11 protein-coding genes and 4 tRNA genes are annotated in these 12911 nt (G+C 38.0%); 9 read left to right on the top strand and 6 right to left on the bottom strand.

The genetic code is table 11. From position 1 onward, the window contains the following. The first annotated feature begins 142 nt into the window (after positions 1 to 142). The 4 genes from ABFX33_RS20390 to ABFX33_RS20375 all read left to right on the top strand — a co-directional run bounded on the left by ABFX33_RS20390 (position 143) and on the right by ABFX33_RS20375 (position 1481). Positions 143 to 216 (top strand) — tRNA-Asn (locus ABFX33_RS20390). Positions 217 to 267: 51 nt separating this feature from the next. After that, a tRNA-Asn gene (locus tag ABFX33_RS20385) sits at positions 268 to 341 on the top strand. 94 nt (positions 342 to 435) lie between these two features. Beyond that, positions 436 to 509: transfer RNA gene (locus ABFX33_RS20380), tRNA-Asn, on the top strand. Between the two features lie 57 nt (positions 510 to 566). After that, on the top strand, positions 567 to 1481 hold the full coding sequence (locus ABFX33_RS20375) for a PfkB family carbohydrate kinase (RefSeq protein ID WP_346087859.1): 915 nt from the start codon (positions 567 to 569) through the stop codon (positions 1479 to 1481). Positions 1482 to 1487: 6 nt separating this feature from the next. Here the strand turns inward: ABFX33_RS20375 and ABFX33_RS20370 are convergent, their stop codons facing one another. The 3 genes from ABFX33_RS20370 to murB all read right to left on the bottom strand — a co-directional run bounded on the left by ABFX33_RS20370 (position 1488) and on the right by murB (position 3553). Further along, complete coding sequence (locus tag ABFX33_RS20370) at positions 1488 to 1733, bottom strand: cytochrome b5 domain-containing protein (protein WP_257092081.1); 246 nt, start codon at positions 1731 to 1733, stop codon at positions 1488 to 1490. Between the two features lie 32 nt (positions 1734 to 1765). After that, the gene (locus ABFX33_RS20365) at positions 1766 to 2275 is read right to left on the bottom strand and encodes an RNA polymerase sigma factor (protein WP_120260597.1); all 510 of its coding nucleotides are present in this window, start codon (positions 2273 to 2275) and stop codon (positions 1766 to 1768) included. Positions 2276 to 2536: 261 nt separating this feature from the next. Continuing rightward, the gene (gene murB / locus ABFX33_RS20360) at positions 2537 to 3553 is read right to left on the bottom strand and encodes a UDP-N-acetylmuramate dehydrogenase (protein ID WP_346087857.1); all 1017 of its coding nucleotides are present in this window, start codon (positions 3551 to 3553) and stop codon (positions 2537 to 2539) included. A 104-nt stretch (positions 3554 to 3657) separates the two neighbouring features. Between murB and ABFX33_RS20355 the strand changes: the two genes are divergently transcribed. Beyond that, positions 3658 to 4272, top strand: a complete 615-nt coding sequence (locus ABFX33_RS20355; RefSeq protein ID WP_120260598.1) for a TetR/AcrR family transcriptional regulator — start codon at positions 3658 to 3660, stop codon at positions 4270 to 4272. Here the strand turns inward: ABFX33_RS20355 and ABFX33_RS20350 are convergent. Both ABFX33_RS20350 and ABFX33_RS20345 read right to left on the bottom strand, forming a co-directional pair. Then, the gene (locus ABFX33_RS20350; RefSeq protein ID WP_346087855.1) at positions 4269 to 5255 is read right to left on the bottom strand and encodes a YpdA family putative bacillithiol disulfide reductase; all 987 of its coding nucleotides are present in this window, start codon (positions 5253 to 5255) and stop codon (positions 4269 to 4271) included. The two genes, ABFX33_RS20355 and ABFX33_RS20350, sit on opposite strands and share 4 nt — an antisense overlap. A 31-nt stretch (positions 5256 to 5286) precedes the next feature. Continuing rightward, positions 5287 to 7479 carry an FUSC family protein gene (locus tag ABFX33_RS20345; protein ID WP_346087854.1) on the bottom strand — a complete coding sequence of 731 codons (2193 nt, stop codon included), beginning with the start codon at positions 7477 to 7479 and terminating at the stop codon, positions 5287 to 5289. A 259-nt stretch (positions 7480 to 7738) separates the two neighbouring features. Between ABFX33_RS20345 and ABFX33_RS20340 the strand changes: the two genes are divergently transcribed. From ABFX33_RS20340 to ABFX33_RS20325, 4 genes are all read left to right on the top strand, one after another. Beyond that, a complete protein-coding gene (locus ABFX33_RS20340; protein WP_346087852.1) occupies positions 7739 to 10315 on the top strand; it encodes a phosphoenolpyruvate carboxylase in 2577 nt (858 codons plus the stop codon). Between the two features lie 75 nt (positions 10316 to 10390). Continuing rightward, entirely contained in the window at positions 10391 to 10936 is a 546-nt protein-coding gene (locus tag ABFX33_RS20335) for a hypothetical protein (protein WP_257092076.1), read from the top strand. A gap of 395 nt (positions 10937 to 11331) precedes the next feature. Next, positions 11332 to 12210, top strand: coding sequence for a Ppx/GppA phosphatase family protein (locus ABFX33_RS20330; protein WP_120260602.1), 879 nt, complete (start codon positions 11332 to 11334; stop codon positions 12208 to 12210). Positions 12211 to 12284: 74 nt separating this feature from the next. Further along, positions 12285 to 12368, top strand: a tRNA-Leu gene (locus ABFX33_RS20325). Between the two features lie 91 nt (positions 12369 to 12459). Here ABFX33_RS20325 and ABFX33_RS20320 read toward each other — a convergent pair. Next, positions 12460 to 12909, bottom strand: coding sequence for an SRPBCC family protein (locus ABFX33_RS20320; protein WP_346087849.1), 450 nt, complete (start codon positions 12907 to 12909; stop codon positions 12460 to 12462). Positions 12910 to 12911: the final 2 nt, after the last annotated feature.

Raw genomic sequence — 12911 nt, 5'->3', positions numbered from 1 at the left:
ATAAAAGAAAAAATAAATTATTCTAGTTGGATTTTAGGAAGTTGTAAAAAATGTGTTCAAAAAATTTGTAGTATTCTAATAATCTTCCGATACTTGCATCACGGAAACGCGATAGGGTCTCCGGAAAAATTGAAGAAAATATTCCTGAATAGCTCAGCAGGTTAGAGCATCTGACTGTTAATCAGAGGGTCGCTGGTTCGAGCCCAGCTTCAGGAGCAATTTAATAACTTACATAACCGGAGTTTTTAAAAGTATTCAATTTTTCATTCCTGAATAGCTCAGCCGGTTAGAGCATCTGACTGTTAATCAGAGGGTCGCTGGTTCGAGCCCAGCTTCAGGAGCAACAAGCAAATGACGAAATTATTTGCGAATAATATAAAAATGTACTATTTTTGTGCATTCAATGAGAAAGGAGTTTCTCGGAAGATTAAAAATTCCTGAATAGCTCAGCAGGTTAGAGCATCTGACTGTTAATCAGAGGGTCGCTGGTTCGAGCCCAGCTTCAGGAGCAATATTGAAACCGGCTTTATGCCGGTTTTTTTGTTTACCATGCTTATTAAAAAACTATGAGTTTAGTAATTATTGGTACGGTGGCTTTCGATACAATTGAAACACCGTTCGGTAAAACTGACAAAATTCTAGGTGGTGCCGGTACTTTTGCGAGTTTAGCGGCATCCTATTTATGTGATCAAATCAAATTGGTCAGTGTTATTGGAGAAGATTTTGGAAGCCGTAATCTTGCTGTTATAAAGGAGCGTGGCATCGATGTATCGGGTGTTCAGATTGTTCCAGGGGGACAAACGTTTTCGTGGTCTGGAAGATATCACAATGATATGAATAGTCGGGATACGCTAGCAACGGACTTAAATGTATTGGCGGATTTCGACCCAATTATTCCTGATAGCTATCAAGATTGCGAATATCTTTTGTTAGGCAATCTAACTCCACAAGTACAGTTAACAACCTTGGCCCGCCTGAAAAGGAAACCAAAACTCGTTGTGCTGGATACGATGAATTATTGGATGAATGTTGCTCTGGATGATTTAAAGAAAGTTCTCCAAAAGGTGGATGTCTTGACGATCAATGATGCTGAGGCTAGACAGCTATCAGGTGAATATTCATTGGTTAAAGCTGCAAAAGTTATTTTGGCTATGGGACCAAAATATTTGATTATAAAAAAAGGTGAGCATGGCGCATTGCTTTTTGGCGAGAATCAGATTTTTTCTGCTCCAGCTTTGCCTTTAGCGGATGTATTTGATCCGACAGGTGCAGGAGACTCATTTGCCGGTGGATTTATTGGTTATTTAGCCAAAGTAAAGAGCATAAATTTTACCAATATGAAGAATGCACTGATCTTTGGATCAGCACTGGCTTCTTTTTGCGTAGAAAAGTTTGGTACAGATCGTCTCGTGGGTCTTACCGAGGAAGATATACAGAAACGTCTCAATGCTTTTGTAGCATTGTCTCAATTTAATCTATAGATTTTATTAACTCTTCAGGATTCCGACAACCTGAAATTTTGAAAATACACTGTCTGAATGAGGAGCGTCTTTAAGCTCCTCAGTTAGATCTTGGCCCGCCCAATGCTCATAGTGCATACCATTTTTCCAAAGTCTACTGTCACTAACATCATAAATATAGCCGTTGTAAGCAATCCAGATCTGGAGCTTATCCTGACCATTTCGCAATGCGAGTTGACTCTTGCTATATTCGGGTAATCCTTCTTTTGTCATCACGATCTATCAGAAGGCGAAGATAGAAAAAACTAAGCTACTTTATAAGCTGATAGTGATCGTTTCATTAATTTCCGGGCAACATGTATCCTCGTCTTTACAGTACCAATAGGGATGTTTAAATGCTCTGATATCTCATGGTATTTAAATCCTTCGAAATAAAGCGAAAAGGGGATGTAGTATTCTTCTGAAAGATTGGATAGCGCTTCATGAATATCCTCCATCACGAACTTACTTTCTCCCTGGTTACTTGAAGCGGATATCAATAGGTTGGAATTGGAGATGTCTTCATCTTTTGTGATGAAGGAATTGGTTTTTACGATCCGTCTATAGTTGTTTATAAACGTATTTTTCATGATGGTATAAAGCCATCCTTTTAGGTTAGTCCCTTCTTTGAAATTTTTGAAGTAGGTTACAGCTTTAAGGATAGTATCCTGTACGAGGTCGTTAGCATCCTCATAGTCGCTGGTAAAATTTCTGGCGTAGAGTTTTAATGAGTCTGATTGCTCAATAACCATGGTGTCAAATTCATTCTTTGTCATAGCTTAATGAATTATAACTGTTCTTTTTAAGAAACAGTAAGTTTATAAAATACGGTTCATTAAGTATGAGGCAAATAATGCGCCAAAATCGAAAGGAATGGATTTCTTAATGTAATTTTAAGATTATTTTAAGAAGTGCAATCGTGTGCGTATTTTAACCCTGAGTAAATAGGATGAGTTTTAAATGATGTTGAGGCGAAGTGGGGCTATATTATTTTGTTTTGAGTTTCAAATATGCACAAATGTTTTTTTTTTGAATCTTTACAATAAATTAACTTCCCGTTCGAGTATAATTCCAAATTTGTCCTGTACATCTTTAATAATCCGGACGGAAAGGTCATAGATTTCCTGACCACTAGCGTTTTGTCTATTTATTAGTACAAGCGCTTGATTTTTCCAGACACCAGCTTGACCATATTCTTTTCCTTTCCAACCACACTGTTCTATTAACCAACCAGCTGCTAGTTTTGTTTGCTGATCGGGCATTGGATAATGCGGGATTGTTGGGTACAAAGCAGTTAATCTTTCAAAGTTGTCTACGGAGATCACCGGGTTTTTAAAAAAGCTTCCCGCGTTGCCAACAGTGCTTGGATCCGGTAATTTTTCTACTCTAATTTTTGATACAACAGTAGCAATATCGGCAATAGTGGGGTGGGCTATATTTTCTTTAATTAGCTCTGTTTCGATAGCACCATAGCTTGTATTAATATTAGGGGTAAGACTAAGTTTGTAGGTCACTTCTGTAATAATAAAACGTCCTTTGTGTTCAGTCTTAAAAATACTATCTCGATAGGAGAAATTGCAGTCCTCTTTTTTGAACGTTTTGAATGTACCCAGTGTGGTGTCAAACGCCTCACACTCGTGAAAAACATACATTAATTCAGTGCCATAGGCACCAATATTCTGTACGGGGGATGCGCCGACGGTACCCGGAATAAGGGCCATATTCTCTATTCCTGCGTAATTATGCTCGATACAATACCAAACAAAGTCATTCCAAACCTCCCCAGCTTTTGCTGTAACATATACATGATCTGATTCTATTTTTGATTGTATACCCTTGCTAGCCATTCGGATAATGTATCCTTCAAAGGGTTTAGTGAACAAGACATTGCTACCGGCACCAAGAACAAAAAAGTTTTCTTTGAAAATTCCTTGTTTAAAAATTTCGGTCAGTGTTTCATTATCATTCACTTCGATTAAGAAATTTGTCTTTTCCTCTATTCCAAATGTATTGAAAGGTTTCAAAGATATATTCGATTGAATGTTTAATTCCATATTGACTTTAATTTTCAGAAATTCAAAAAAATCAGCTATCTTTAGCATGATAATCGGTAAAGATAGTATAAACCGTTTATTTAACGATAAAAAATATAAGTTTAATGGGTAATGCAGATGTAAAAAGGATCAAAATTCTAGAAGCTGCAACAAGGCGCTTTGCACACTTTGGAATGGCTAAAACCACAATGTCGGAGATAGCTAAAGATCTTAATTTTTCAAAAGCGCTGCTTTATTATTATTTTCCCGATAAAAACAGTTTGTATTCTGCTGTTTTTGAGTATGTTATCGATAAAATGATTGAAGAGATCGAGGAGGTTATCGACAAAGGTGGCAACTTTGAAGAAATCATGATGTACTCTATTGATATGCGTGTCAAGGCAATCAATCAATACTATAATTTATTTGAATATACCATGAAAATGGTTAAAGAGCTTCCGGATGAATTGGAGCAGGTATTCAAAGAATCTTATCTACGTGAGGTTGAAATCATTGAAAAAATTCTTAAGATCGGCATAGATGCTGGGGAGATTCGGGTGGATGATCTGAACGAGACGGCTCGTATTTTATTGTATTCGTTATTTGGCATGCGTATGGGGATATTGAAAGATATGAAAAATATGCTGTTTCCAACCAAAGAAGAATTTGATCATATTCTCAGTTTGCAAAAGAAAATGATGAAAATCTTCTTGAATGGATTGCGTTATCAACGTAGTTAAATCGACATTGACTGTATATGTGCGATGATCTGCTTAGCGTGGATACGTGAATTTTCAATAAACCAAAGATGGGTATTTAAACCTCCACATACTACACCTGCCAAGTATAGGCCTTTAATATTGGTTTCCATTGTCTGTTCGTTGTGATGTGGGATACAGGGGGGCTGGTTTGGGATATCAATTCCTACCTTCCTTAAAAAATCAAAATTTGGCCGATATCCAGTCAGCGCAAGTACAAAATCATTTTCGATCTCAATGATGCCTGTCGATGTTTGAATTGTGGCGCTCGTTTCGGTTATCGCTGTTAATTCACTGTTGTAAAGTACATCGATTTCCCCAGCGGCAATTCTATTCTCAATGTCCGGTTTGACCCAATATTTTACCCTTGGGCTGATTTCATTACTCCGAATCACTAAGGTAACCTTTGCTCCTTTGCGAAATGTTTCCAAAGCAGCATCTATGGATGAATTGCTTGCTCCTACGACAATCACCTTTTGACCACTGTAGTAATGTGGATCATCATAGTAGTGTCTCACCTTGTTCAGTTCTTCCCCAGGAATATTGAGTAGCATGGGGATGTCATAAAAGCCAGTAGCAATGATAACTTTTCTTGTTGTGTAACTACGTTTGCTTGTTGTGACATAAAAGTTTTCGGTCTCGTTTTTCTTGATATCCAGTACTTCTTCAAACAGGTGAGTATCCAATTCAAATTTCTGTTGAATGCGTCTGTAATATTCTAAGGCTTCCGTTCTTCGGGGCTTTGGATTAGTTGTCACAAAAGGGATATCCCCAATCTCCAGCCGCTCAGAGGAAGAAAAAAAGGTCATATTTTGGGGATAGTTATAGAGCGAATTGACTAAACATCCTTTTTCCAAAATGAGGTAGTTGAGATTGGCCTGTTTTGCTTCCAAGGCACAGGCAAGGCCGATAGGTCCTCCGCCAACGATAATGATGTCATAGGGGGCTGTTGTGTTTTCGCTCATAAATGTAAATTTCGCTAATTTTTAGAATAAACTAGCTTGCTAACTTAGATAATTCTGCTGCTTGTTCGGCAGCGCTTTTGTCATGGAGATCCTGAACAATTTTATTTAAGTCCTGTGCAATTTTATACAGGAACTCCAATTGCTCTTCCAGGAGCTTCCCATCAGCGGAATTGATGTCACTGTTGTCAAAACGATGATTGGATATCTCTATTTCCATCGGTGAAAATACTGCACTGGAATCTTGTGAATACAGTAATTGAATAGATTGATCCAAGCTGTTTAATATTTTTCTTATGGTTCTGACATGGTCTTTGTTGAGGTAATTGTTATCCATTTCATCCAAGTGATTCATCAGTGTAACAGAAAACGAAGCTAGAATATGATTGAATATGACAAATTTATTGACCTCCTTGCTGTATTTCTGTCTTTTTTTAGGCTCAGTCAGCATACGTTGAAAGGTAGATCCCATATTCGCGGTTTCGACATAAACGGCTTTTCTTGCTAATTTATAGTCAGTAATCGAAGGGGCCTGTCCTGCAATTTCTTTTAATGCCTGGAAGATATAATTGTAATTGGCGATCAAAAGCTTTCGCATAGATTCCTTCACCTGCATACTCTCCCAATTTGGAAAAACAATATAACTGGATAGGAAAGCAATCATACCTCCGATGAATGTGTCCAAAATGCGTTCTTTGGTTACTTCCAAGGTGTTCGAGCTTACAAAGCTGAGCATGATTAATACGTAAGGAGTCATAAATAGGACAGCGACAACATAATTGACTCTAAATAGGCTATAGGCTGTCAGGAAGAAAAAGACCAGCAGCACGAATAGTATCGTTGGATCATGTATCGTCAATAGGATGACGGCGCCGATTAGCCCGCCGATGGTGGTTCCGATAAGACGTTGTATATTTCGCTCTTTTGTAAGACCAAAGCCTGGTTTCAGGATAACCATGATTGTCAGTAATATCCAATAGACATTATTGGTGATATTGGTTGTCTCAAAAACATAATACGTGACTGACATAACGATTGCCATACGACAAGCATGTCTAAAGATTGTTGATTTTAAGGTAAGGTTTTCACGAAATTTCTTCAGATCAATGGCAGAGCTTTGGACAAAACGTTTGGCGTCATCAATTTCTTTCCTTTTAATATCGTCGGGTTGCAGGTGTGAATAGCCGTAGATATTTTTTATACGGCGGACCAGGTCACGTAAATTGATCAGAACTTTACGAAGAGCAAAGGTACTGTATTGATTTTCTTTGTCGAGTTGATCAATCTTCGCATGAAGACGTGTGAGGTCTGCATCGAAATCATACAGCGGCTTGGGCTGAATATTCGTGTTGAGCTGGTAGGCTAAATTGTCGAGCTCGTTTGTGTATTTTAAAATAACGTTTTTAAAATCATCTAGAATGCCTGTTGGACCAAAGCGTTCACTAATTGTATTATAGTCGTAGTGTGCAGCCATACTTTGCTCAAACAGATCAACAATATCATTAAAGATCAGTGTAAGGTAGCGGCCTACTTTTGTTGTATCCTTAATAGATCGTTTACTTTGAAACAGCAGATCTCTAACGTTTTCCTGATGCTGATTTACTTCGACTTGTTTGTCAATCAGTTTAAGGTAATTTTTATCATTGTCGATCTTGGCATCATAAAAGTTTGCTTTTAGCCGAATATAATCTGCCACATAACGAATGGTTTCTGCAAGTTCCTGTTCGGCTAATCGATAGGGACGTACCTGTGTGATGGAGAGGCTGATTGCAATATACCAAAGCCCGCCAAGTGTGTAGAAACCGAGGTAGTTAATCGCTTGGTCAAGAGGGTAATGTATCTGTACGTGGATCAGCATCATCAGTATACACATCAAGCCTACATTGGCTGCCCGACCATTGAATACCGCAAACATCGCAAATATAAAACAGGCGATTCCGATAAAAATGGCGAGGAGATATACATTTTGATTGACAAGATTGGTGAGGATAAATGTCAAAGTGGTCAGTATTGCTCCTGCAATCATACCTTTGCGTCTATGACTCGGAGCCCCTGGCGTGTCGGATAGTCCAACTAAAAGAGCCCCCAAAGATACAATGGTCCCATTGGTAAACTGGCCGATGGTAGCGAAGATGAGGACAGGCACAATGCATCCAATGGTGATCCGGAGCCCATCTGCAAAATATTGACTGTAGAAAAAACTTTTTATTTCTTGTGTCTGTTTCATAATGTATAGCACAAATATACGAGATAAGGCTATATTAGCCTGTGGTTTCTCTATTTGCTGTGATAATATACTAAAAACGAAAAATTACTAAATTTCATTAATATCTTTATAATATTTTAATGTTTTTTTTGATTAATTTATATTTTTTTATTTGTTTAAATATAATATTGCTATATTTGGCGCATAGGGTAATTTCAGATATATTACAAAAACTCAAGAGTCACCTAAACTCTCTTGACCATTTTTCAAAGATTTAAATATGAAGCAAAGTAAAAATGAGGCCGTCTTTCAGGACGAGGTATTGACACGCTTTGAACTTTTCAAAAGTTTGTTTTTAACATTACCATTTCAACGTGTTAAAGATACAGGTACTTTATTGCCATTTTTTGCAAAGCAGTGCGAGAAGGGTGTTGATCAACATTTGACTCCAGATGAGATTATAAAGAGTTTTTTCGATCAGCATGAAGAGTTTTCTTCGGAAGAACAACGCATAGACTTACTGTTTCGTTTTGTCCAATATATAGAACGTCAGGTTGTATTGTTTGATGCGATAGAGGATTCGTCATTTCAAATGGTCGGCCGTGGTGATGATGAAAATGTCTTAGGGGCATTGATCAAGAACGCTGAAGGGAATGGTGATATGCGACGAAAAATCGTTTCCAAATTAAAAGATTTCTCCGTTCGTCTGGTACTTACCGCTCACCCCACTCAATTTTATCCTGGACCGGTATTGGGGATTATTAATGATCTGATCGATGCAATAAAGACCAATGATATCCATAGTATACATTTATTGTTACAGCAGTTAGGTAAAACACCATTTATCAATAAAAATAAGCCGACACCGGTAGACGAGGCAGCAAGTTTAGCTTGGTTTTTGGAAAATGTATTTTACAAGGTAGCCTCGGAGATCCAGTCTTTTATTGATGATGAATTGGATGTTGATACTGAAGAGGTAAAACAGCTTATTGAATTGGGCTTTTGGCCAGGGGGAGACCGTGATGGAAATCCGAATGTAAGCGTTGAAAGTACCAAGAAAGTCGCCGCTTTATTGCGTACGATTTTGTTTAGATGTTATTACCGCGATTTCCGTATTGTAAGACGTCGCATTACATTCAGGGGAGTCGAGGAATATATGGAGAACTTACAGACCTTGTTTTACGAAAATAGCTTTAACCCTGTCGAACATCCAGAAGATGAAACCGACAATATCATTACGAATTTAAAGGCGATCAAAAACGTATTGGAAGAATATCACAATGGTCTCTTTGTTGAGATTGTTGATGATTTGCTTCGTAAAGTAATGACATTTGGTTGTTTTTTCACGACTTTAGATATCAGACAAGATAGCCGTATACTACGTGATGCAACAGATTATTTGATTCAACAAAATCAGGAAGCTACTGGTGTTCCATTAAATTACTTGGAACTGAATGAAGCTGATAAACAGAAAGCGTTGAAGTTTAAGGAGCTGGATTTAAGTGTCGGTGATGATGCGGATCCATTGACCAAAGATACTTCTGGTGTGATTAAATTGCTCAAGGAAATCCAACGGTCGGGTTCTGAGCGTGCTGCACAACGTTTTATCATTAGTAATTGTCAGCAAGCAAGTGATATTTTGGGATTGCGTCAGTTGTTTTTGTGGTCTGGTTGGAAGAAAGATGCATTAACAATAGATTTCGTACCTCTATTTGAAACAGTGGATGATCTGACCAGAGCTGCCGATGTTATGAAAACGCTCTATAGCAATAAAGAATATAAGGCGCATCTGAAACGCAGAGGAAACAAGCAGACCATTATGCTAGGCTATTCGGATAGTACAAAAGATGGAGGTTACCTAATGGCAAACTGGTCAATCTATAGAGCAAAAATAGAGTTGACAGCTATTTCCCGCGAATACGATGTTGATCTTGTCTTTTTTGATGGACGTGGTGGACCTCCGGCACGTGGAGGAGGTAAAACACAACGCTTTTATGCTTCCATGGGTAAGGAAATTGCCAATGATCATATTCAATTAACGATACAGGGACAGACGATCAGTAGCCAATATGGCTCCTTGGATACGGCCCGATTTAATATAGAACAGCTCCTACATGCGGGTATTATCTCTGATTTAAAACAACGGGTAGGTGACACGCTGACCAAACATCAGCAAGAAATTATTGATAAATTGGCCGAACTGAGCCATCATAAATTTATGGATCTTCGTACCAATAAGTTATTCCTGCCTTATCTGGAAACGATGTCTCCGTTGAAAGCACTTTCATCCATCAATATTTCAAGCCGACCTGTAAAAAGAAATTCAGGACGGGAATTACGCCTCGAAGATCTACGTGCGATCAGTTTCGTTACTTCGTGGAGTCAATTGAAGCAAAATATCCCTGGGTTTTACGGGGTTGGGACAGCTTTACAATGGGCCGAGAAGAATAATCTATGGAAAGATGTACAACAATTGTATGTTTCTTCGGGATTCTTCCAGACCTTGATCGACAACTGTATGATGTCTATGACCAAATCTAATTTTGATATCACAGCTTACATGAAGGAAGATAAGGTGTATGGTGAATTTTGGAAAAATCTTCATGCGGAATACCAGATTACCAAAGAGTATCTGTTAAAGCTCAGTGGGACATCTAAATTGATGGAGAACTATCCTGTAGACCGTGAGTCAATTTTGGCGCGAGAAGGTATCGTATTGCCTTTGTTGGTGATTCAACATTATGCAATTCGTGCACTCAATTCGGATAAACTGGATGAAGCACAACGGGAGGATTATTCAAAGTTGATCGCACGGACAATATTCGGTGTCATCAATGCGGGAAGGAATGTTGCGTAATTTTTGTTTCTTTTCGCGGATAGGGTTTCGCAGAAAGTATATTTTATCTACTTTTGTATAGTTAACAAAATTGATATGAAGATTAATAAGTTATTTATTGTAGCTGCTTGTGCGAGTACTGTATTTGCATCTTGTGGTGAAACAGCTGCAAATAGACAGCGTCAATATGCCAATGCATCTCTAGCAGATGGTGATGCTTTTGCAATGATTAAATTCGTTGGTGAGGAAGGTAACTATTTGGTAAACCTTGCTGATGTAGCAGCAAAACAATCAACTTCAACAGAAGTTAAGAATGTTGCGGCTAAAATTAAAGAAGCTTATGCGACCGTATTGCCTGAGTTGGATGGTTTGGCAAAAGAGTTACATGTAGGTGATGCACAACGTGGTGTGCCTGCGTTTCAAACTCCGGCTTCGATCGGATCAGATAGTACTGCTGCATTCAATGATAAAGCTTTTTTAGCATTGGTTCTTGAAAAACAAGGTGAGATCAATAGCAGATTAACCCGTGAAGAACACAACACCAATCATAGGGTTATTCATGTTTCTGAGGAATCTTTGAAAAAAGTTGAAGAAATCTATAAATTGGCTGGTGGAAAAGTGGAAGGCCACGCTCACCACTAAATAGCAACTTATATCGGAAGAAAAGGAATATTCGGTTAGCTGAATATTCCTTTTTTTATGCTGTTGTTTACTTGTTATTCTATATAGGTAATTGAATGGTCTATAACAGTAGTAAATAAGACAGGTGAGGAGAGGATAAAACCATACTGCTGGGTGTTTATATTGGGATTTTACAAGATATTTCTGAACGCCATTTTAAACGCTGTCATTCAAAATAGGTTTTATTTTTGGGATGAAGTAGGTACGGTTTTTCATAAAAATAGGGGAGTCAAAAAGAGAAATAATTTGTTGAGTTGTTAAATTAATAATAACTTAACATTACTATAATACAGTTATTAATAACTGTGGTTATTTTAGCATGATTTAATCAAATAATAGATAAGAAACAATATAACGTGAGATACGCTGCTATAGACATAGGCTCCAATGCGGTCCGTCTTTTGATCGCTGATATCATTGGCCAAAAGGATCAATACAATTTTAAAAAAAATACGCTTTTACGGGTTCCTTTACGCCTGGGCGATGATGCATTCATTCAACAGGAAATTTCTCCCAGAAAGGCGGAGAGCTTGATAAAAACGATGAAGGCATTTCGCGAATTGATGGATGTTTATCATGTGGAAGACTATATGGCTTGTGCAACCTCTGCGATGCGTGATGCTAAAAATGGTGCTGATATTGTTGCGGAAGTCAAGAAAAACGGAATCAATATCGATATTATAGAAGGAGCGAAGGAGGCTGAAATTATCTACAACAGCCATTGGGATAATAAGATGGAAAAAGACAAGGTATATCTTTATATCGATGTAGGTGGTGGTAGCACCGAATTGTCTTTATTTGCGAATGGTGTACTGGTGAATTCAAGATCCTTTAATTTAGGGACAATACGTATTCTGGATAATCAGGATAAAGCAGAAACCTGGGATGAGCTCAAAGAGTGGGTCCGAAGCAACACACATATGTATAAACAGGTCATCGGGATAGGAACTGGTGGTAACATCAATAAATTGGCCCGGTTGTCCAATGAGAAATTGGATAAGCCATTGTCTTACGCAAAATTGAAAGCGGTGTATGAACATTTATCGTCTTTCTCTTTAAAGGAACGTATTATTTTACTGGGTCTCAATGAAGATAGAGCGGATGTAATTATCCCTGCTAGTGAGATTTTTCTGACGATTATGAAGTACGGTCGTCTAAAACAAATCATTGTTCCCCGTGTAGGTTTGGTCGATGGTGTAATTAGAACCTTGATCAATAGGAATTTAGTGAAATAAAGTATTAAAAAGCATTTTTCACCTTGCAAAAGAAGGAAAAATCTTTATTTTTGTGATACCAAAGGCGAATGTGAGCCCAGGTGGCGAAATTGGTAGACGCACCATCTTGAGGGGGTGGCGCTCGTATGGGCGTGGCAGTTCGAATCTGCTCCTGGGCACTTAAAAAAAGCCAAATCTTTAAATTAAGATTTGGCTTTTTTTATTGACTATATAGTCTTTTTATTATGAATGAGTAGACTCTTTAAAATCTTATCCTTCACTGATTTCTTTGAGAATTTGTAAAGCTTTTGGCCACGATTCGTCAAAATATTCAATATACTCTTCATTGGTGTCCACATCAACCTTTAATAATGTTTTACCATCAAGATCCGTAAAAGTATAATTCTCCAATGAACCTGCCCAGCCTTCGACAGCAGGTCCTTCGGTAATCTCTTTACCTTTGTCCAATATACCGTAGTGACGAATAGATATGTATTTATTTGGAATATTTTCGGCTATCTCCGCTACCATACCTTCTTTTTCACCATCTTTATTGATGCCTGTAAAATAAATCTTGGCACCCTTTTTCCAGCTACCCTCAAAGTCAGAAGTTGGGTTAAAGGCGGCTGTCCACTTTTTGTACGTTTCTTTATCGAGCATTGTCTTAAATACATGATCAACAGGGGAATCGATCGTGACCTGATAATTCATTTTTTTCATGA

The organism is Sphingobacterium ginsenosidimutans (assembly GCF_039536865.1).
Classification (GTDB): domain Bacteria; phylum Bacteroidota; class Bacteroidia; order Sphingobacteriales; family Sphingobacteriaceae; genus Sphingobacterium; species Sphingobacterium detergens.
The sequence above is the reverse complement of the archived record's forward strand: the minus strand, read 5'-3'. Positions and strand labels throughout refer to the sequence as shown.